General features: G+C 60.9%; 16 protein-coding genes. 3 read left to right on the top strand and 13 right to left on the bottom strand.

Annotation, left to right across the window (positions count from 1 at the left end):
• Positions 1-3: 3 nt before the first annotated feature.
• From EOB49_RS03940 to EOB49_RS03930, 3 genes are all read right to left on the bottom strand, one after another.
• Positions 4-1,110 carry an OmpA family protein gene (locus EOB49_RS03940; RefSeq protein ID WP_127380205.1) on the bottom strand — a complete coding sequence of 369 codons (1,107 nt, stop codon included), beginning with the start codon at positions 1,108-1,110 and terminating at the stop codon, positions 4-6.
• A gap of 265 nt (positions 1,111-1,375) precedes the next feature.
• Complete coding sequence (locus tag EOB49_RS03935; protein WP_127380204.1) at positions 1,376-1,690, bottom strand: hypothetical protein; 315 nt, start codon at positions 1,688-1,690, stop codon at positions 1,376-1,378.
• 17 nt (positions 1,691-1,707) lie between these two features.
• A complete protein-coding gene (locus EOB49_RS03930) occupies positions 1,708-4,257 on the bottom strand; it encodes a caspase family protein (RefSeq protein WP_127380203.1) in 2,550 nt (849 codons plus the stop codon).
• Between the two features lie 1,196 nt (positions 4,258-5,453).
• Between EOB49_RS03930 and EOB49_RS03920 the strand changes: the two genes are divergently transcribed.
• Complete coding sequence (locus EOB49_RS03920) at positions 5,454-6,845, top strand: phospholipase D-like domain-containing protein (protein WP_245463622.1); 1,392 nt, start codon at positions 5,454-5,456, stop codon at positions 6,843-6,845.
• Between the two features lie 86 nt (positions 6,846-6,931).
• Here EOB49_RS03920 and EOB49_RS03915 read toward each other — a convergent pair whose 3' ends face one another.
• From EOB49_RS03915 to EOB49_RS03870, 10 genes are all read right to left on the bottom strand, one after another.
• A complete protein-coding gene (locus EOB49_RS03915) occupies positions 6,932-7,972 on the bottom strand; it encodes a sensor histidine kinase (protein WP_127380202.1) in 1,041 nt (346 codons plus the stop codon).
• A complete protein-coding gene (locus EOB49_RS03910) occupies positions 7,969-9,456 on the bottom strand; it encodes an ATPase domain-containing protein (RefSeq protein WP_127380201.1) in 1,488 nt (495 codons plus the stop codon). Before EOB49_RS03910 ends, EOB49_RS03915 begins: the two co-directional genes overlap by 4 nt.
• Before the next feature lie 286 nt (positions 9,457-9,742).
• Entirely contained in the window at positions 9,743-10,486 is a 744-nt protein-coding gene (locus EOB49_RS03905; protein WP_127380200.1) for an amino acid ABC transporter ATP-binding protein, read from the bottom strand.
• A complete protein-coding gene (locus EOB49_RS03900; protein WP_127380199.1) occupies positions 10,483-11,457 on the bottom strand; it encodes an amino acid ABC transporter permease in 975 nt (324 codons plus the stop codon). The genes EOB49_RS03905 and EOB49_RS03900 overlap by 4 nt, the downstream gene beginning before the upstream one ends.
• Before the next feature lie 55 nt (positions 11,458-11,512).
• A complete protein-coding gene (locus EOB49_RS03895) occupies positions 11,513-12,346 on the bottom strand; it encodes a transporter substrate-binding domain-containing protein (protein WP_127321603.1) in 834 nt (277 codons plus the stop codon).
• Positions 12,347-12,611: 265 nt separating this feature from the next.
• The gene (locus tag EOB49_RS03890; protein WP_127380231.1) at positions 12,612-13,439 is read right to left on the bottom strand and encodes an alpha/beta hydrolase; all 828 of its coding nucleotides are present in this window, start codon (positions 13,437-13,439) and stop codon (positions 12,612-12,614) included.
• A 2-nt stretch (positions 13,440-13,441) separates the two neighbouring features.
• On the bottom strand, positions 13,442-14,518 hold the full coding sequence (locus EOB49_RS03885; protein ID WP_127380198.1) for an LLM class flavin-dependent oxidoreductase: 1,077 nt from the start codon (positions 14,516-14,518) through the stop codon (positions 13,442-13,444).
• 27 nt (positions 14,519-14,545) lie between these two features.
• Positions 14,546-16,057 (bottom strand): aldehyde dehydrogenase, encoded by a 1,512-nt coding sequence (locus EOB49_RS03880; RefSeq protein WP_127380197.1) that lies wholly within the window; start codon positions 16,055-16,057, stop codon positions 14,546-14,548.
• A 22-nt stretch (positions 16,058-16,079) separates the two neighbouring features.
• On the bottom strand, positions 16,080-17,057 hold the full coding sequence (locus EOB49_RS03875; protein ID WP_127322470.1) for a flavin reductase family protein: 978 nt from the start codon (positions 17,055-17,057) through the stop codon (positions 16,080-16,082).
• 176 nt (positions 17,058-17,233) lie between these two features.
• Positions 17,234-19,027 carry a helix-turn-helix domain-containing protein gene (locus EOB49_RS03870; protein WP_127380196.1) on the bottom strand — a complete coding sequence of 598 codons (1,794 nt, stop codon included), beginning with the start codon at positions 19,025-19,027 and terminating at the stop codon, positions 17,234-17,236.
• A 163-nt stretch (positions 19,028-19,190) separates the two neighbouring features.
• Here EOB49_RS03870 and EOB49_RS03865 point away from each other — a divergent pair, with 163 nt between their 5' ends.
• Together EOB49_RS03865 and EOB49_RS03860 are read left to right on the top strand one after the other, a co-directional pair.
• Complete coding sequence (locus EOB49_RS03865; protein WP_127332298.1) at positions 19,191-19,772, top strand: amino acid synthesis family protein; 582 nt, start codon at positions 19,191-19,193, stop codon at positions 19,770-19,772.
• A 799-nt stretch (positions 19,773-20,571) separates the two neighbouring features.
• The gene (locus tag EOB49_RS03860) at positions 20,572-20,889 is read left to right on the top strand and encodes a metalloregulator ArsR/SmtB family transcription factor (RefSeq protein ID WP_164781582.1); all 318 of its coding nucleotides are present in this window, start codon (positions 20,572-20,574) and stop codon (positions 20,887-20,889) included.
• Positions 20,890-21,031: the final 142 nt, after the last annotated feature.

Below are 21,031 nucleotides of genomic sequence, written 5' to 3'. Positions count from 1 at the left end.
ACCTCAGTTCACGGGCTTGGTGGCGGAAAACTCGATCCGCCGATTGAGCGCCTTGTTCTTCGGCGTATCGTTGGCGGCAACCGGCCGATCTTCGCCATAGCCGGCGGCGCTGATCTGATTGCGCGGAATGCCCTCGGCAATCAGGGCGTCGGCAACCGCCTGGGCTCGCCGCTCCGAGAGCAGCTTGTTCGCGTCCGGCGACCCGTCGGAATCGGTGTAACCGGAGACCTCGACCTTCAAGCTTGGGCATTTGCCGACGACACCTTCGACCTCCGTCAGCAACGGCCGGCTTTTCGCATCGAGCCGCGCGCTGGCGGGACGGAAGTAGATCGCACCAGTACGCGAGAGCACGGTAAACCTGTTCAGGCATTCCTCATCGCTGAAATTCGCCTTCGCGGCATCGGTGGCAACGGGGCCGACGTCGGCTGTGCTTGCAGCGACGGTCTGGGCGGCGGCGGGCTTGCTGCCGTCAGCGGTGAAGACGAAATCGAAGGACACCGACGCGGTCGGAACGATGTTGGTCACATTGGCCGCCTGCTGAAGCTTGTCGACATTCGGCAGCAGGCCGAAATCCTCCACATGAACCGCGACCGGAGCCTCCGAAGCGACGGAGACCATGTTGTCACTGATCATGGTGACGACGATGCTGGCCTCGAGGTCCTTGTCGACGCCGTGCAGATTGAGACGGAAGGGCAACGTCGACTTCACCCTGCGCTTTGTCGCGAGATCGGCGAATGCGGCGGGATCCACCTTGGCCGTCAGCTCGGCCGTCGGGTACTTGAATGTCTCGAAGAACAGGAAGCGCATGCGGACGTTGCGCAAGTCGACGCCGGTATCGACCGAATTGAGGTCGAATGTGACCTTGGCATCACCCGCCGAATTAAGTGTGCCGGTGATGTTCCTGATCTTGTTGGTCTCGACGATCGTGTTCTTCTTCACCGACTGGTAAGTGATGACTGATGCTGTGGGATCAAGCGTCCAGTTCGGTGCGGCGTTGGCGGTTTGCGATCCGAGCAGCAGCAAGCCGGAAAGCGCGACGATCAGGCCTAGACCTCGTGTGGCGGGGTCTTTCAGCCTCGTCTTCCACCAGAATGCGACGACTTCGAACATGGAATGCCCCTGCCCAGGACCACCGTATCGACACGACACCTGGCAGGAGCATAGAGTACTTGCACCCGCTTGGCGAGCAGGTGCGCCGGTCGTCGCGAAAGCGTGAAAATGTCGCTCGCGCTCAAGTTGCGGGATGGTGCGCTAAGGCGGGTACAGGGATGCGGAGGCTGCATCCGGGGTAGCTGCGCTTGTTGGCGGATCGGTGTGATTTGGCGTCTGGATTTACTGATTGCGGCGGAAACGCCTCCCCCTTTACACCTACTGGTTAACCTCCTCCCCAGCCGCCGCCACCGCCGCTGCTTCCCCCTCCGCTTCCGCCTCCACCCGCAGTGGGAAAGACAGGCGGCTTTACGGGGACCCCTTCAACCGGCTGGACCTCCTCAACCGGTTGGACCACTTTCTTGACGATCTTCTTCTTGACGACCTTTCGCGGCGGCGCCGTGCGAACGACCTTCGGCTGGGGCTTCGCCACAAGCGGCGTCGGTTCAAGCTGGGGGACCAAGGACGTGCAGCCCATGAGCCCCGCCAGGACGCCGGACAGAATTGTTCCGATGATTGCTTGCTTCGATATCCTGCCCATCTTTGCCTCCCAGTTGATCAGAACAAGTCCCGACGCGGATTGGCTTCTTCCCAGACTCGCCTGGCCACGCTGACCAGTTGTGCGTCCAGCGAACCGGACGCGGGAAGCTTCGACTTGAGTTCTTGGCGCAGCGCTTTCAACGCCGCCGTTTTCGGCTTCGCCCCGAATTGTGCCAGTATCTTCTGGGCGTCCGGCAGTTCCTTGCTAAAATCGAGCGCGACCGCGAATGCAAGGAAACGCACGGCGACGGCCTGGTCGGCCTTGTCGGCCTTTTGCATTTCGAGGGCCGCGCGGTCATAGGCACTAGACTGGTCGCCCCGCGCGGTCGCCAGTTCGAACAGCCTTTGCGCTTCGGCGACGTTCTGCTCGACCCCGACGCCGTCCCGGTACATGCGCGCAAGGCTGCCCGGAGCGTAGGGCTGGCCGAGGTCCATGGCCTTCTGGAAGAGCCCCAGCGCCGTCTTCGGATCCTTCTCAACGCCCTGACCGTTGAGATAATTGCGCCCGAGCAGGTTCATCGAATACATGTCCTGCCGCTGCACGCCGGCCTCGAGGAAAGCAACGGCCCGGGTCGCATCGGCGGGCACGCCGTTGCGGCCCTCGGTGAAGATCGCGGCGAGATCGTTCATGGCATAGGTGTGCCCCATCGCCGCCGCCTTGAGCAGCAGGTCCAGGCCCTTGGCGGTATCGGGCTTGACGCCCCTGCCGTTGAACAAGATACGGCCCCAGGACGTCATGCCGTAGGGATCGCCCTTGTCGGATGCTGCTGCGTAAAGAGCGTTGGCTTGCGTGCGGTCGATGGCCATACCGGTTCCCGTCGCATACATGTAGCCGAGCTCGAACACGGCGCGCACATGTCCCTTCCTGGCGGCCTCCTCGATGGCTGTCTTCGCTTCCTCGACCTTGCCGGCTGCAAGCAGCGCGCGCCCCAGTTCGTAGCGGAAGCGTGGGACATCGGGGTAAGCCTTCACAGCGGCTTCGCAAACCTCCACGGCGCTGGCGCCGATTTCGTTCGGCAGCAGGCCGGGAACGACGCCCTGCAGGTCCAGAGGCTCGCCGGCGGCGGAGTCGCACGAATCGACGCTTGGCGACAGCTTCATCGTGGCGGGCTTGGACGAAGCGCTGTCCGCACGGATTTCGAAGCCGACCTCGACCGGCGCGACGACTCCGATCTGAGGTTCGTAGCGCAGCCGGTCGACTTCAGCGGCCATCAGGCTGGACTGAGGTGACAGGGTTCTGTCGGGGAGCGAAAGGGTTCCTGTCGCGGGATATGCCGAAACTTTGAGACTGACCGCGGGATCGTCGGTCGGGAAATCCAGGTTAAGCGCAACCGGGCCCACGCCAACGGGAACATCAATGTCGCGGTTTTCGATCGCCTCGGCGGCACCTGTGATATGAATGCCGCGCTCCACCACCTGTTGCTTTTGCTCGGCCGCGAGCGAGGCCATGACCTGTTCGCCATGGGCGCCTTCGCCGCTTTTGACCCGGAACACCAGGATGCCCTGGCTTTGACCGCCCCAATTGTCATGCGTGGCGTAGGCCAGCATATCCACCTCGTCCTGCGCGTCGACCCCCTTGGGCACATCCATCTGCAAACGCGGCAGGTCCTTGCCCTGGATCGGTTCGCCAACCTCGACAGGATTCCCGTCCAGCATGAGGCGGCCGAGAGCAGGTGGTCTCTCGATGCTCACGGTGATCGTTCCGCCGTCGACATCGACCGGTTCCGGCAGGCCTAAATCGACCGGGCCGACCCCCGACAACACGACCTTTTCAAGCACCGGCGGCAGCGAGGGGCGGTTGCTGCGGCGCATCAGCACCACTTCGTCGATCAGCGACGAGTTCTCCCAGGGAACCTGCAGGCCTTTTGTTGCCTCCACCACATCCCGGCGCACCGCCGCCATGACCGTGCGGATCTCCTGGTTCGGGGCCAGCGCGCGACGGGAAAACGCCGCCGAAAACGGACTGAGGTCGCCGCTGCCGTCATAGGCCGCCGCCCCAGGCTCGGTGGCAAAGGCAATGAGCGTGTTCAGCGAGCTTCTGACCTGCGCGAGCCCGGCGTTGCCTCCGGTGATAAGCTGGTCTCTCAGCCAGTAATTCTTGCGCGGGAACGGATTGTTGCGGCAGGCATCGAGGACGATCACCTGGATCTTCGATTTCGAACGCATCTGTTCCAGGACATCGTTGAGCTTGATGGCCTGGACCTCGATGTCCGCAGCCTGCTTCAACGAGGCATCGACGGGAATCAGGAAGTTTTCGCCGCCGATCTGGAAACCGTGACCGGAATAGTAGACGACGGCGAGGTCGGCGCCATCGATCGCGGCAAGATAATTGCGGAACTGCTCTTCGAACTGCAGCTTGGTGAGATTGCTTGCAACGAAAACTTCGAACCCTGCCAGTCGAAACGTCTTGGAGACGTCCTCGGCATCCTTGACCGGGTTCTTCAGCGCCGGGAATTGCCGGTAGTCGGAATTGCCGATCACCAGGGCGACCCGTCGATCGGCCGACGCATCGAAGGTCGTAAGGGCCGCTACGAAGAAGACCGCGATGAATCCGCAAAGTCGGAGCATGGCCTGTTTCCACCGTCGCTACCTGATGACCACAAGCCCCCAAGGTTGCGGTATCAAGGCTGTTAAAGAGCTCACAATCAGCCGAGACAGGAACAGAAAACAAAAAACCGTCGCGACAGCAGGCACTTTCCCATCCGATCAGGATCTAAATTACCTCAGAGCCGAGCCATCCGCAATGAGTGTCAAACGGCACCGGCATGGCTGTCTGGATGGGACGCACCCGCCAAGTCCCAATCCAGCGACGGGTGCGCCTGATGCCATCCATCGGCTCCCACGGTAGACGGGAAGCGGCCCATCGAAGCCTTTCCGGTGCGATTTTCTTCGCCAAGACTGGCGGTTTCCGACAATGATCATCGCGTGTCGCAAAAAACTTTTTGGTATCAATCACTTCGCGTCGCGTTCCGAGCGCGCCCAATTACTATTTATGATAAATATTGTGAGACCTACTGTGATAAAAATTTTGTCGCCAAGGGTAAACTTTCACAATAAATTCAATTACTTACTGGAAAACCGATGGCACCGTTGGCTGGGATCACTCAGCCCGTCACTAGCTGTTTTTGTTACATTTTCCATCTTGCCGGGTGTCGTTTGTATCACAATACGTATCACAATAGGTAACACGATCTCGGCAGCGGATATTCCGCCGGCGACACGGACAGACGCACCTTGCATCGCGTACGAGGCTGCGCAATTTTTGCAAAAGCAGGAACATAGCTGCATCGCCCAAGTTAAATACCGACGGCATTGGACCACGAATTCATTTTCGCATTTTCCAGGCTGCCAGAATGCTCCGGGATTTTTGATGCTCGAACGAATGGGCAGGACAATGTATCGCTGTCACAATGGCACGCTCGATTTTGGAACGGAGCTTTTGACGAAACCCTACACGATCGACAAGTTGGCCGAGAAGGTCCGAAAGGTGCTCGATCGAAAGTAACGACTGGGCGATGTACTCAAGTGGCCTACCCATAAGCCACTGTAGGCACGGCGGGGCGGTATGATGCCTCATGGGAACCAGGGGCACTGCCGCGAGTTCTTTGGAATGGCAAATCATACGGTCACAAGCGTGCTTACCTCAATTGGCACATTGACCTCTCGTCCCGCTGCGTTCCTGATCTTGTTGGCTTACGCAATTCTTTGGATGATCTTCGAGCGACAGAGCTTGGATTGGCACGGAGCCGCAATCACGCGGATCGATGATGAAGAGCCCGAGGAGATCGAAAAGCATCGCCATCGCCAGCAGCGGGGCGATTGACGTGCAGCCTTTCGGTTCCGTCGCGTCAGGCGCCCGCAAGAAGACCTCCGGCATTGAGCTTTGGCGAAAGGTGCTCATCTATCTGGCCATCGCCACCATGGCCAGCCTGCTCACGGTGTTGATCATAAATCTTACTCCAGAGCCGCGCGTTCTACGATCAATCGTCCCCCATCGGTTCGACGCTACGGATCCCCAATTTTCCGAGACGATGAGCAGCTATTCGCAAGGGCAGATGTTCGATTCCAACGCGGTCCAAACTCTCATCAACGGAGACGAAATATTTCCCTCAATGCTGCAAGCAATCGGGGCTGCTCGATCCAGCGTCGACATGGAGACATATATTTATTGGTCAGGAGCCATCGGCTACGAGTTCGCGATCGCATTGGCGGCGAAAGCCAGCGAAGGCGTCGAAGTCCGTGTGAACGTCGACTGGGTTGGCAGCCTTCCCTTCGACGAGGACTTGATCCACATCATGACCACTGCCGGTGTGAGGTTCGAACGCTATCGGCCTTTACGCTGGTATACGTTGGACCGTGTAAACAACCGAACTCATCGCAAGCTGCTGATCGTCGATGGCCGGATAGCATTCACTGGCGGCGCCGGCATTGCCGATAATTGGCGCGGGAACGCACGCAACTCAAATGAATGGCGCGACACGCACTACCGGATCGAAGGACCCGCCGTGTCCGCATTCCAAGCGGCGTTCGCGGAAAACTGGCTTGAGACGACCGGCGAGACATTGCAGGGCGGAAAGTTCTACCCTGCAGTTGCGCCCGCTGGTGGGCTCGATGCCCAGTTGATACTTTCTTCGCAGCCAAACGGCTCGGAGAACATGGAGTTGATGATGTTGGCAGCAATAGCCGCGGCCAAGGATCATCTGCGCATCGGCATGGCCTACTTCGTGCCCGACGACATAGCCCTGCAGCAGATTCTTGATGCAAGGAAGCGAGGCGTCTCGGTCGATGTCATCGTTCCCAATTGGCTGACGGATGTGCCCATAGTGCGAAAGGGTTCACGTTATTTCTGGGGCGAATTGCTCAAAGCCGGTGTGCGCATTTTTGAGTTTCAACCCACAATGTACCACCCCAAGCTTTTGATCGTCGACGATGTCTGGGTGAGCGTTGGCTCGGCCAATCTGGATGAGCGTTCCTTGCGCCTCAACGATGAGGCCAGTCTGAACGTCTACGGCATGGAATTCGCGCGAACGCAAATAGACATCTTCAACGAGGACCTGAAACGATCAAGGCCAGTCAGTCTGGAAGAGTGGCAAGCACGTCCGGTGAGCGAAAAGGTCACCGATTACTTTGCGAGCAGGTTTCGCTCCCAGCTCTAATAGTGTGGAGATGCAAAGTCCCCGCGATTGCTCGCCAGATAGGCCTTTTGCCGCCAATAGGGCGCCCCCGAAACGGCCCGCGCAGACTAGTAGGCAGGGACAAGCCTGGTGTCCCGAAGGGGCAAGTCCATTGCAAATCTTAAACCCTTGGGGTGGTATTGCAGCTCAACCTTTGCGTCGCACTGCACGGCGACAACCCTCTCTAGCAAGATTGTGCCAAAACCACTTCGCTGGGGCGGGTGCACCTCAGGGCCATCGCGTTCACGCCAGTCAAGATGAACCACTTGAGCATTTTTGAATTGCGCCACCGACCAGCGTACCTCAAGCCGTCCCCGAGGCCAGGACAACGCTCCGAATTTCGACGAATTCGACGCCAGCTCATGGAAAGCCATGCCCACGGGTATTGCGAGATCCGCGACAAGCGCGACATCAGGCCCTTCCAAGAGAATGCGTGACCTGTCCGTCGTGTCGTAATGCCGAAGCTCGGTTTCCAGCAATTTGTGCAGAAATGCGGTCTGCCAATAATCATCTGTCAGCATCGAATGGGTGTCAGCCAGAGATACCAGCCTGGCCGAGAAATTGCGCACGAAATCATCCACATTGCTGCTTGAGCGGGCTGTTGCCCCCATCATCGCTCTCACATTAGCGAGAGTATTCTTGACGCGGTGATGAAGCTCCCGGATCAACAGCTTCTGACGATGCGCCACTTCCTCTTTGTGCTCGAGCAAGGATTTGACTTCGAGCTGCCGCGTGCGGGCGCGCAGCGCGGAACGCACGGAGTTGGCTAGACTTGATGCCAGAAACGGCCGCTCCAGAACGATGAGATAGCGGTCGAGAAATCTCAGCCGCTCGTCGAACTCAGCGCCACGCATCGTGAGCAGAACGATCGGAAAATCAGACCAGGCCGGCTGGCTTTCAAGCCAGGCGGCGAATGGATTGCGATCCGAAGTGAGCAATGCTTCTTCTGCAACGACTAGGCACTGTGCCATATCCAGCAGCGGCAACGTCTCAGCAAGAGTGCTGCAGACATGCGTTACAATGCCCTTCGACGCGAGGATTGATGCCGCGATTTTTGCATCACGGCCGGTCGGTGAGAGGATGAGCACTCCGGGATCCGTTGCCATCACGATGATTTATCTTTGAGAAGATCGCCCTGCTTGCCCTGATAGGAGGGCACCCCCGTCAGGATGCCTCGGAACTGTTCAAGAGGTTCCCCCACGGCGAGGCCGGCGGGGCTGATCTTGAATTCGCGAATGGTGTCTTCATGGGCGCCGACGCGCTTTTTCACTACTGAGATCGCGCGCCTCAACCTCCCGTCATTCTCAAAGAAGCGCAACAACATGACCGAATCGCAGAGGTATGTCATGTCCACGGGCGCCACCATTTGCCCGAGCAATCCGTGGTTGGCGAGCAGAAGGATTGTGACGACGCCTTTTTGATTGAGGTAGGTAAGGATCTCGTGCATTTGCAACACCAGATGCTGTTCCTCGGACATCGCATTCAAGTAGCCGGTTAGGCTGTCGATCACCACAAGCCGCGCATTCGAATGGTCCACGGCGGCTTGGATCCGAGACGACAGCTCTCCGGGTGACAGTTCAGCAGGCTCGACTTTCTCCAGGAGAAGCATGTCACTCTTGATGAACGGTTCCAGGTCCAATCCAAGCCCGGCTGCGCGCGCCAGGAAGATACGCTTCGTTTCATCGAAAAGAAGCACCAGCACCGTCTCGCCGCTCAAAAGCGCGGCGTGGCAGAATGTTGAAGCAATCGTAGACTTGCCTACACCTGATGGCCCGATCAACAAGGTGCTGGTGCCTCGTGACAGCCCGCCGCCCAATAGATTGTCGAGGGAAGTGCCACTTAGGGCTGGCGGGCCCTGCTTCCCTTCGTCGTGTTCGCCGGCCACGAGCCGGGGGAAGACCGATACCCCACCTGGCCGGATGACAAAGTCATGGTATCCGCCACGAATTTCCACACCTCTCATCTTGATGACCCGCAAGCGGCGGCGTTCCCCCCCATACACGGGTGACAGCTGCTCCATGCGAATGACCCCATGGCTGATAGAATGCAGGTTCAAATCGTCAAATTCGGCGGTCAGGTCGTCAAGGAGCAGAACCGTTGCGTCGTTAAGAAGGAAGAAGCTCTTCAACGCCAGCACCTGCCGCCGGTAGCGCAAGGAGCCCTGGGATAGGAGGCGTATCTCCGACAGGGAGTCGAAAACGACACGATCCGGCTTAAGACGGCCTATTTCATCCAGTGCGGATTGGACCGTTTCACCCAGTTCAAGGTCGGAGGAGTGCACCAGTGTCTGGCGTTGAGACGGATCGAGGCTGAGCTCCGGGGGTACCAGTTCCAGAATGTCTACGCCGTCTAGTGACATCCCATGACGATTGGCGACCGACAGAAGTTCACGCTTGCTCTCGGAAAGTGTGATGTAAAGGCACCTCTCTCCGTTCTGTGCGCCGTTGATCAGAAACTGCAGCCCGAGCGTCGTCTTGCCGGATCCAGGCCTGCCCTCGATCAGGTGTGACCGGTATTTGGCATAACCACCTCTCAGGATGTAATCGAGACCCTCGACGCCAGAAGTGATCGGTGATGCATCATCTGTTTCCAAAGTGCCCTCTCGCGCGGACCAGGACCACCGTAACGGCCAGGATTTTCAATGGTTCCCCGGCTGACTTGCAAGGCATCGGCAACACTGTGGGTACGCAAAATCCGGCGCCTACCGCATCGATATTGTTGAGCAGCTTGGTGATTGGCATTGAGGCTAGCAAAGCGTCCGACGTCAGCGTCGCGCTGGCAGACACGATCCGCAAGGATCGGCGGCACCCGCGCGCTGCTGGTTGAGGAAAGGCACGGGCCGTTCGTCCAGCGCATCCACGCAGCTTTTTTCTGGAAGTTTAATGCTTCAGTATCTGGCTGAGGAACAACTTGGTTCGATCATGGCGCGGGTGGCCGAAAAACCCGTCGGGCGTGCCCTCCTCGACGATCTGCCCAGCGTCCATGAAGATCACCCGGTCGGCAACCGCACGCGCAAAACCCATCTCATGCGTGACACACACCATGGTCATGCCGTCCCGAGCCAATCCCGTCATCGTCTCTAGCACCTCGGAGACCATTTCCGGATCGAGGGCGGAGGTCGGCTCATCGAACAGCATGACAGCCGGTTCCATGCACAGGCTGCGGGCAATCGCCACGCGCTGCTGCTGTCCGCCGGACAGCTGGATGGGGAACTTGTTCGCCTGCTCGGGAATGCGGACCCGCTCAAGGAACTTCAGTGCGGTCTTGCGCGCCTGCTTTTCCGATACGCCCTTCACCCACATTGGGCCGGCCATGCAGTTCATCAGCACCGTCATGTGCGGAAACAGGTTGAAGTGCTGGAAGACCATGCCGACGTTGGAGCGCACGGTGGCAACGTTGGTCATCTTGCCATGTAAGGCAACGCCGTTGACGACGATGTCGCCCTCTTGATGCGCCTCCAGGCGATTGAAGCAGCGGATGAGCGTTGATTTGCCGGAACCCGAGGGCCCGCAGATCACGATCCGCTCGCCCTTGTGGACGATCAGGTTGATGTTCTTCAGCGCCTGGAATTGGCCGTACCATTTGGAAACGGACTTGGCTTCAATGATGGCCGGAGCGCTCATCGCACCTTGCTCCTGTGGTAATGCCGTTCGATCCGCGATTGGACCAGTTCGAGGCAGATCGACAGCATCCAGTAGATCATGGCTGCCGAGATCAGCATCTCCATGTGCTGGAAGGTCTTCTGTCCGAGGGTGCGCGCCAGGAACATCAGCTCCCACACGCCGATGACCGAGACCAGCGAGGAATCCTTCAGCATCGAGATGAACTGGTTGCCCGTTGGCGGAATGATGACCGGCAATGCCTGCGGCAGGATGATGCGACGCATGGTCAGCGTGAAGCCGAAGCCCATGGAGCGCGACGCCTCCCACTGGCCGCGATCGATGCTCTGTATGCCGGAGCGGAAGATCTCGGTCATGTAGGCGCCGTAGCAGAGCGATAGCGCCAGGATGCCGGCCGGAACCGCATTAATGACAAAGCCGAGCTGCGGCAGCCCGAGATAGATCAGATAGACCTGCATGAGTAGCGGCAGGCCGCGGAAGAAGGAGGTGTAGAAGCTGGCGATGGCGTAGGCGAAGCCATTGCTGGAAAGCTTGGCCACCGCACCGGCGACGGCGATGACGGAAGCGATAACGATCGAAATGGCCGAGACGTAGAGTGTGGTGACAACGCCCTGGCTAATCAGGAACGGCAGCTTCTCCCTGATAAAGGGCAGGCTGAGATGGAACGTTTCGAAGAAGGCGATGAACAGGAGCAGCAGTTCGAACCAGACGATGCCGATCTGGAACTTGAGCGGCGCGAAGCCGATCAGCACGACGTTCAAGGTGAAGATCACCGCTATGGCGAAAGCAATGGCAAAGCGGCCGTAGAAGCCACTCACCGACGGTTCGCCGATCACGGGGCGCATTAGTTCGGCAAAGCTGGTGCTCGACATGTTGAAAGCCATGAAGAGAAGCAGAACGACGCCGAACATCGTAGCCACGAACCAGGGTTTGTGGACGAGGATTTCGGCTTCGACGGTATCGGGATAGAGCATCTTTGAGCACCGGCTGTTCGGCGGCCTGCCGGGGGCAGGCCGCCTTTGAAAGGGGCTAGTTGGTCTTCGAATAATCCTGCCGGTACCACTTTTCGGAGAGCTTGCTCAGCGTGCCATCCTCCTTCATCGCTTTCACGGCGTCGCCGATCTTGGCGGAGAGTTCGGGATCGCCGCGTTCGATGGCAATCGCCAGCGGCTCGTAGAATACCGGATCGCCTAGTTGCTTGATCGGGTAGCCGGCCTTCTCGGCATCGAGGATCGACGGTAGCGAAGAGACCACCGCGTCCAGGCGCACGCCGTCGCCGAGGCGGAGGTCGTCAAAGGCGGTCGTCGAATTCTCGTAGGAGCGGACCTCCTTCGGGTTGAGCTTGTACTCGAATGGCGGCGCGCCGGCGGCGTCGAGCGTCAGATCCTTCTTGGCATAGGCCTCGAAGGTGGAGGTGCTGGTGGCGCCGACCACCTTGCCGTCGAGATCTGCCAGCGTCTTGGCCTTGCTGTCCTTGTGCACGGCAACGGCCGCCGGCGTGTAATAGTAGACCGCCGGAAAATCGAAGATCTCGGCGCGTTTCTTGGTCGGCGTCATCGAGCCGGCGTGCATGTCCCAGCGCCCCGCCCAATGGCCGGCGGTGATGATGTCCCAGCCGGGCGTGATGAACTCGACCTTGACGCCGAGGTGCTTGCCGATGGCTTTGGCGACGTCGACATCGAAGCCGTCCAGCTCGTTGCTGGAATTCACGAAGGACTGCGGCGCCCAGTTGGCATCGGTCGCCACCTTGAGCGTGCCGGCCGCCAAAACGCGGTCGAGCACCGCGCCTGCGTGAGCAGGATATGCGCCAAGCGCAAGCGCCATCGCGGCCAACGTCAGCTGTGGTCTGTTCCAGAATGTCATATCCGTATTCCCCTGTTGTTGTTCAGTTCCTTGCAGTCACTTCCGTTCAGCCGGTCGTGACGTCCCAATTTCGTGCCGACCTGGTCGGCGTCCTCTCCCAAAGGCCCGCCGATTTAGCGACGTCGTGGCCGGTCCGGTCTTCCGATGTCGCGGAGGATGTTTGCCGTCGCCATTCCCCCGATCACAGGGAAGGTCTCGGCCCGCTCCCTGCGAGGTGTCGTGCAGCCAGTGGTGTCCGGCGTTCGCTTTCGCATCGCGAAGGCTGCTATTCATCGGCGCCGCCCCCTTTCCCGCGGTCAGCGTCCATCAGGAAATCGCCCATCAGGGTGGCAACCCGAGCCGGCGCCTCGATCAGGATCGAATGACGAAGTCCGGGCAGGATGGCGAGTTGCGACCCTTGCACCTGTTCGTGCATCAGCCGTGCCATCCGCGGGCTGGAGCCCTGATCGTCCTCCCCGGTCACGATCAGCGTCGGGCAGGTGATGCGGTCGAGAATGCCGCCGAAATCGGTCTCGGCCAGAACGCGATAGGCGGCCGCATAGCAGTCGCGGTCGTTTTCAGCGTCACGCCGGCGCAACTCGGCGATGACCTCCGGGTTGCTGTCCTGAAAATCCTCCGTCAGCCAGCGCGACAGCGAGGCTGCATGATGCACTGAGGCATCGCTCGCCATCAGCGCCGCCAGCCGGCCACGCACCGCGTGCCGTTCCTCGGGCGTGCGGCCGGCGACCGTCGACAGCAACACCAGTTTTTTCAGGCGCTCGGCATGCGTCAGCGACAGGCGCTGTGCGATCAGGCCACCCAGTGAAAACCCGGCCAGATGGAAGGTGGCAAACCCGACATGGTCGGCCAGCGCTAGCGTTTCCTTGACGAAATCATCGATCTCGTAACGGCCCTTGATCCGGCTGGAGCGGCCATGGCCGCGCAGGTCGAAGGTGAGAATCGAGAAGCGATCTTTCAGTTGGCCCGCCACGCCACTCCAGGCTTCGAGATAGGAGCCGACTCCATGGATGCAGACCAGCGGCAACCCACCCTCACCCTCAAGGCGCCAGTTGAGCAGCACGCCCTCGACATCGAGCTGGCCGGAGCGCGCCATGGTCACGCCCTCGCCGCCTGGCGCGCCCTGTCGCGCTCGCGCGCGGCGAAGACCGGCATCACCTCGTCGACCCACAGCTTGATCGTCTTCTTCTGCAGCTCGAACGGCAGGTTGAACGTCAGGCCGAGGCAGTACTGGTCAACGCCCGCGGCTTCATAGTCGAGCAGCTTCTCGATCACCTCGTCGGGCGTGCCGAACATCAGGTTGCGACGGATGTTCTCGGGATTGTAATTGTCTTTGCCCTTGACGCTCTCGTAGGGGATAGCTTCGGGAAAGCCGTTTTGCACGGTGCCGATGTTCTGGAACAGGTTCTCGAACGCGCGGCCATAGTCAATGGCATGCCCGACCGCGATCTCCCAGTCCTGCGCTCGTTCGTAGACGCAGGTGCGCCGCTGCATCATCAGGCGCGGGCGCGGCACCTCTGGATGATCGGCGACGGCCTTGCGGAATTTCTCGCCGAGCACGGCGATCTCGGCCGCCGGCGCCGACAAGGGCGTCGACAGGATCGAAGCGCCGATGCCGACCGCCCAGTCGAAGGTTCCCGGGTCCCGCGCGGCCACCCAGATCGGCGGATGCGGCTTCTGTAGCGGCTTCGGCACGCCGGCGGCGAGTGGGAACTTCCAGTAATCGCCGTCATGGGCATAATCCTGTGCCCACAGCTTCTTCACCGCCGGCACCAGCTCCTTCAGATAGGCAACGCCTTCCTGCTGCGGCATGCCGCCGGCCATGCGGTCGAACTCATATTGGTACGAACCGCGCGCGATGCCGAACTCCAGCCGCCCGCCGGTCAGGTGATCACAAAGTGCCGCCTCCCCTGCCAACCGGATCGGGCTCCAGTAGGGCGCGACCAGCGTCGAGGTGCCGAGGCGGATCTGCTCGGTATGCTGGGCAAGCCAGGTCAGCGTCATCAGGGGGTTGGGCGAGATCGTGCATTCGATCGTGTGATGCTCCGCCGTCCACAGCGTCTCGAAGCCACCTTCGTCGGCCAGGCGCGCCAACTCGAGGAGATTGCTCTTCACCTTCGACATCGGCATATCGGGCGAGAAGCGTTCCATGGTCAGCGAAACGGCGAATTTCATGTCGGTCTCCCCAGTGCGTCGGGTTGGTCAGCGAAGGCGGATAATGAAGGGGTCCTGCATGGCGCCCGAGTAGTCGATGACGACGTTCTTCAGGCGCGAGAACTCCTCCATGGCGTCGAAGCCGCCGCGCCGCCCGTAGCCGCTCTCCTTGAAGCCGCCATTGGCGGACATGAAGGACGAAGCGCGGTAGGTGTTGATCCAGACCGTGCCGGCTTCGACGTTCCTGGCGAAACGCAGCGCGCGGTTGATGTCCCGGGTCCAGATGCCGGAGGCCAGCCCATAGCGGGTGTCGTTGGCGAGACGGATCATCTGGTCTTCCGACGAGAACGGGATGACGCCGACGACAGGACCGAACAGCTCCTCCTGCATGAAGTCCATGCCGTTGTCAGCATCGGTCATCACGGTCGGCTCGAAGTACCAGCCGCCTGCAAGCTCATCCGCCTGCGGCCGCTTGCCGCCGGCCGCAATCCGCGCGCCCTGGCGCACGCCCGAGGCGACGTAGCCTTCTACCTTGGCGAGTTGCACCGACAGCGCCAGCGGTCCGACGTCGGTTTCCTCCAGCATCGGCAGCCCGACCCGCACGCGCCGCGTGCGTTCGACCAGCGCCTCGACGAACCGATCGTAGACGCTGGCCTCGACGAAACAGCGCGAACCGGCGACGCAGGTCTGCCCAGCCGCCGCGAACACACCGGACACGACGCCGTTGACGGCATGGTCGATGTCGACGTCGTCGAAGACGACATGTGGCGACTTGCCGCCGAGTTCCATCGAACAGGGGATGAGGTTCTCAGCCGCATTGGCGGCAATCCGCCGGCCCGTCGCCGTCGAACCGGTGAAGACGAATTTCGCGATGCCAGGGTGCCGGGTCAGCGCGTCCCCCGCCACGGCGCCGGTGCCGGTCACGACATTGACGACGCCGGCCGGGAAGCCGGCCTCCATGATCAGCTCGGCCAGCGCGAGCGTGGAGGCACTGGCATGCTCGGACGGCTTGACGACCACCGTGTTGCCGAGCGCCAGGCATGGCGCCAGCGTGCCGGTGAGCAGCATCAGCGGCGAGTTCCATGGCGTGATCATGCCGACGACGCCGATCGGCTCGCGCAGGTTGAAATTGAGCATGTCGAGCTTGTTGACCGGAATGGTGTCGCCGAGCAGCTTGTCGGCCATCCCTGCGAAATAGGTGTAGCTGTCGGGCATGGCGCGCATCTGCGCCCGCATTTCCTTGAGCAGCTTGCCGTTGTCACGGGTCTCGATCAGCGCCAACTCGTCGGCGTGCTCCAGCACCAGTTCCCCCAAACGGCGCACCAGCGTGCCGCGGTCGGTGTGGGTCATGCGTCGCCAGACTGGATTGGCAAAAGCTAGGCGCGCCGCCTCCACGGCCGCGCCGACATCCTCGGCATTGGCCTCTGCGAATTGGTACCAGGGCTTGCCGGTGGTCGGATCGAAACTGTCGATGTACTGGCCACCTTTCGGCGCCACGAACGCGCCGTTGATGAACAGGTTCTGGCGTGAGCCTTCGAGCGATTCGACCGTCGTTTTCATGCTGTCTGTCCTGGGTGAAGCATCATTCGGATGCGGCTTGCGTCCACGATTGCGACTGGCCGTCGATCATGGCGACGCGGCCGCCGTCGCCGGTATCGATGTAAATGCCGAAGCGCTTGTCCTGGCGCTCCCGCGCATAGCGGCGCAGCATGGCGCGCAATTCATGGGTGGCGACCCGCTCATAGGGCAGCGCGTCGACGGAAAAGAAGGCGTGGCCATCCGGAAGTGCTGCTTCAGCGCTCTCACGGCTCAGTTCGGCGCGGTAAATGAGATAGCCCGGGTCGCTGTCGGCGACGTCGAAGACCGAATAGAGGAAGGTGTTTTCAGGGACGAGGGTCAGCGCCTCGCCGCCATCGAGGACGAGCTGACTGTCGGCCTTGCGGCGCCGCGCCGTCGGCAGCACCCAACTTCCCTTGCCATCGGTGCGCAAGAGGATGCGGTCGCCGGCTTCGACAAGATAGCCGATGATCATGTCCTGCGAGGCCAGCCAGCCGGCAGGCAGCGGATCCTTTACGCTGGCGTAACGGCCGCGGCAAAACCCGAGCGGCGCCGATGGGCTGGTTCCGAAAGCCTGGACCTGGCCGATCAGGATGATGTGGTCGCCGGCCTCGATGCGGTTGTGAACGGTGCAGTCGAACCATGTCAGGCTGTCGGTGAGGATCGGCGCGCCGGTGTGGGCGCGGTCATAGTTGACCGACTGGAATTTGTCCGCCGCTTTGGATGCGAACACCGAAGAAACGTCGACCTGGCCTTCATGGAGGAAATTGACCGCAAAGGACCGTGTTTCGTTGAATGCGGGAAAGCTCGCCGCCGCCTTGGCGACGCAGACCAGGAGCAACGGCGGGTCAAGCGAGACCGAGGTAAAGGAGTTCGCGGTCATGCCGCGCGGATTGCCGTCGCAGTCGCGCGTGGTGATGACGGTCACGCCGGTGACGAAGGTGCCGAAGGCACGACGCAAGGCGATCGGGTCGATCGTCCTGTGTACCACCGCGTCCGCCATTGCTTTCCTCCCATAGTGTCGGATGAAAGCTAGGCAAGAGACGGCCGGCCTTCTTCCTCCGGTCTGTAGGAAAGATGTCGGGGCGTGCTGCTGCCATCCCGAGCAGGTGCAGGCGCAGCGCGCCTGCACTTGCGGCGGCTGCCGCGTCGAAACAGTGGTGGCGAGGTCAACAGAATCTAACGGGCTGTCGGCGTGCGGCTGTCGATGATGCCGCTGAGACGGATCGCGAGTTCAACCGCGAAGCGCTGTTCGGGCGTGTCGAGACGGATGCCGAACAGGTCCTCCATGCGCGACAGGCGATAGCGTAAGGTGGTGACATGCAGGCCGATGGCGTCGGCGCAGGCCTGGCTGCGGCAGCCCTCGCGCAGATAGGCAAATAACGTCTCCAGATAGGGCGTGCCGTGCTCGCGGTCATGCGCGATCAGGGCGCCGACACTTTCGTCGACGAAGCCGCGCACGTCCGGAGCGTCGGCAGCGGCGACCAATATCGGCAACGGACCGAAATCCTGGCCGGCAAAAACGCCGGTGCGTCCGAAGGAACGGCCGATCCGGATCATGCGGCGGCACCGCTCCCAGGCGATGGGATAATCGATCAGCGCGGCACAGGCCTCGGAAAGCACAACCACCGGCTCACCTTCGAAATAGCGGCCAAGCCCGGCCGCAATCTTGTGCGGCAATTTCGCGAAGCGCGCGCCATCCTGCCCGGTATCGGCCGGGACAAGACAGACAAGCCCATCCTCCACCGCGATTGCCGTGCCGGCAATGCCGGCCTGCTGCAGCAGACGCATGACCTCATGATGCGGATCGGCAAGGCCGATGGCACCGTCCTGTTCGGCGAGGTCGACGACGATCATCTTCTGTGCAACGGTCAAGTCGAGCCCCAGCCGGCGGGCGCGATTGATGATATCGGCCTCGTCGCGCCAGCGGCGCTCCGCCACCTCCAGGAAAAGCTCGGTCAGCGAGCGCGTCTCGAAACGGAAGCGCACGAAGCTGCGCATCATCTGCACACTGAGGGCGAATTTGGTGCTGTCGAGCAGCATCTGATCGAGTTGACCAGACTCGTGAGGCGTCGGGAAAATCATCAGTGCGCCAACCACTTCGGCGTCGATGCTAAGCGGCTCGATGCGCACCGAAAGCTTGAGCTGTCGCTTGCCGTCATCGACGAACAGCGTCTCGGTGTGACGCCCGTCGGACGCGCCGCGCGCTATCTTGAAGATTTGCCGGCTGAGCGTTCCGCTCACCGCCTGCTGCCAGGAGGCGGTGTCGAAATGCGCCTCGCTCGGGGAACGGCCGGCGACAACCAGATTGGCATGGAAATCGATCACCACCACAGGATTGGGTAGCAGCTCGCTGACTTTTTCGGCGAGCGAGGCCCCCGATCCGTCCGACAAGGCTTGCTGGAGAAGCGAGGTGTGCGCCGAGAGGGCGCGCTGCAGACGCTCGCCGGCCTGCTTCTCCTGGCGCAGCCGATGCTGCTTCTCGACCGCGATCTCACCCAGATGCACGATCATGCCGATGAAGGCGATATCCTGCGCCGTCACTTCGGTGATCTCGCGGGAAACGACGGTCAGCACCATCGGCCGGCCGTCTTCGTCGACGCAGTTCATCGGCATGACCAGAACACTGCGGTAGTCGCGCTCGAAGGCTTCTCGGCGGTAGCCCGGGAACTCCTCCGATACGCGCGCGTCCCTGATGTAGACCGGCTCGTTGCGGTTGAGCGCGACGATCGAGGGACTGGTGGCCAGCTCCCAACGGTCCGGCAACGTGCGGTGAATGAGCGTCGGGTCGTGGCGCACGATGACATAGGCGTGGCCGTGGGGGGCGTCGATGCCCATGATCGAGCCTAGAGTCCATTGGGCATGACGACAGGCCGCCAGCACGAGATGGCGCAGCACGGACTGGAGATCGCCGCCCGAATTGATGAGGCTGGCGGCATCCCGCAAGGAGAGAATTTGCGACTCGTGGTCCACGCCTGATCTTCCGCCGCTCGCGAAGGGCGAATTTAAGCCGTCGCGGATATACGAACGCTACACCGCTTCCAAGCGGGACGCACGCCGTTTCTTCCTACGAACCGGAGGAATACCCGACGGTTGGCGTGCATTAGCTTGAGCTTCCACCTGGAGAGGCCAAATCATGGAATTGCGAAAAGTCAGCACCTTCATCGAGGAAGTGCACATCGAAGGCGGCAAAGCGGGTGCAAGGCCGGTAACGTCGATCGTGGTGGCAGCCGTCCTGCGCAACCCATGGGCCGGGCGCGGCTTCGTCGAGGATTTGCAGCCGGAGATTGTCGCCATAGCGCCCCGGCTGGGGCAGGAACTCACGAGCCGCCTGATTGGATTGATGCAGGCGGAACGCATCGAAAGCTACGGCAAGGCGGCCGCCGTCGGAACCGCCGGCGAGATCGAGCATGCCTCCGCCATGATCCATACGCTGCGCTTCGGCAATGTCTTCCGCGACGCCGTCGGCGGCACGACCTATCTCGAATTCTGTAACACCCGCAACGCGCCGGGCGCGCTGCTATCGCTGCCGATGATGCACAAGAGCGAGAACGGTCGCCGCTCGCATTTCATCACCGCCAACTTCCAGATCGCCGACGGCCCGGCTGCCGACGAGATTGTCGTTGCCATCGGTGCTGCGGACGGCGGCCGGGTTCACCCACGGATTGCGGACCGCTTTCAGGACATGAAAGAGATGGAGCAGGAAGCAGCGATGTGAGGCTTGCGCTGGGTTCCACAACATCACCGTGGGTTCCACAACATCACCAATGTTCAGAGCCGGCGAATGCTGATGACGATCTCGCGGCCTATTTTGAAGAGCTAGCTAGGCTGCAGTGCAGGCTCTCCGGACCCGAAGGTGCTTGGCGAACTGCACAGGCGTCCTTGCCGTTCATCTCCGGCCCATCGATGCTGTCGGCATGCGGCGTTGCGATCCGGCACCTTTGATGCCGGAAGCAGTGTGGCGGTAGCTAGTTTGTCAGTACCCTCCAATTGCCTGCCTCTTCAAGAGCCCGCTACGCCGATGGCGGTGTTTTGCTTTGTTGGTGCCGCAAGCGTCAGGAAGGCAGTCGCCGAATTGACGGGAACAATTTAGCGAAAAGTAAATTCAACGGTCTTCTGGTAGGAGGCCAAAGTGTCCCAGCGAAGCATCGACAAAGACCGATTGGAGCGCGCAGACCGCGAGGCAAAAGTTGCTAACGCGGCCGAGAGAGAGGCGCGTTTTTTAAAAACTGCGCGACTTCGAGAACAACGCCTTGCTGCCGAAGCCAAAGGTTCCCAGGCTTCGAAGAAGGGGCGATCCAGGAGCTAAGGCGCTTAGCCGCCGACGCCGGCCGTCAGACAGCGACGCCCTTCTGATGGAACATTACGCTACGCTAATAGTTCTAACGCGCCGGAGCGCCCGACGATCCCGGCACGTCATCCTTGGCCCGCCGCTGCGGTAAATGGGAGGCGAGTTCAGAGTTCTTTACATTTCGGCCTGCGCAAGGCCCGCTCGACGCGTGAGTGAGGGAGACATCATGGATCCCGAAAACCACAGCATTTATGCGCCGTCCGCCGAGCTGCTCGCTGCCATGGCTAATGAAAAGCGCCTTCTCGCTCTAATCATTCTTGCCGACGGAGAAATATCCGTTTCTGATCTGGCGTCGCGATTAGGGCTTAGCAACTCCGCACTCTCCCAACACCTTAGCATAATGCGAGACTTTGGGCTGGTCACCCGGAAGCAGGAGTGTCAAAAAGCGTATTACTCGTGCACAGATCGTGCCCTGAAGGTCCTTGAACTCCTGGACTGGCTTGCTGAGCGGAAAACTCTGCCTGGCCGCGACCATCATCCATAAAGCCCGAGACCTTTGGAGGGGTTTCCTCTCGGCCTTCGCTCTAGCGTGCTTCCCGCATTCGTGCCGGAGAGGCGTGCCACGAGCGCTTGCGATGTCGCGGCTTTAAGGCTCATCATCTTCGTCCGGACGTGGAGATTTATAC

The organism is Mesorhizobium sp. M7A.F.Ca.MR.148.00.0.0, assembly GCF_003997735.1.
GTDB lineage: Bacteria > Pseudomonadota > Alphaproteobacteria > Rhizobiales > Rhizobiaceae > Mesorhizobium.
This window is presented reverse-complemented; position numbering and strand designations above follow the sequence as displayed.